A 340-nucleotide genomic window follows, 5' to 3' on the forward strand; every position below is an offset into this window, starting at 1 on the left:
GCACTTACTGATGCTGAAGCGGATTGACTTGAGCTTACTGAAGCGGAAGCACTTTGACTTGAGCTTACTGATGCTGAAGCACTTTGGCTTGCAGATACTGATGCGCTAGCTGATTGACTTGAGCTTACTGATGCTGAAGCTGATTGACTTGAGCTTACTGATGCTGAAGTTGATTGGCTTGCAGATACTGATGCGCTAGCACTTTGACTTGCAGATACAGACGCTGAAGCTGATTGGCTTGAGCTTACTGATGCGCTAGCACTTTGACTTGCAGATACAGACGCTGAAGCTGATTGACTTGAGCTTACTGATGCTGAAGTTGATTGGCTTGAGCTTACTG

General features: G+C 46.2%; 1 protein-coding gene. It reads right to left on the bottom strand.

All coding sequences use genetic code 11. From position 1 onward, the window contains the following. Window positions 1-340, bottom strand: a 340-nt coding sequence (locus SORDD16_RS10945) for a hypothetical protein (protein WP_241734077.1), incomplete at both ends; no start/stop codon positions are given.

The sequence above is a fragment of the Streptococcus oralis genome (assembly GCF_001578945.1).
In the GTDB taxonomy this organism is placed as follows: Bacteria; Bacillota; Bacilli; order Lactobacillales; family Streptococcaceae; genus Streptococcus; species Streptococcus oralis_Q.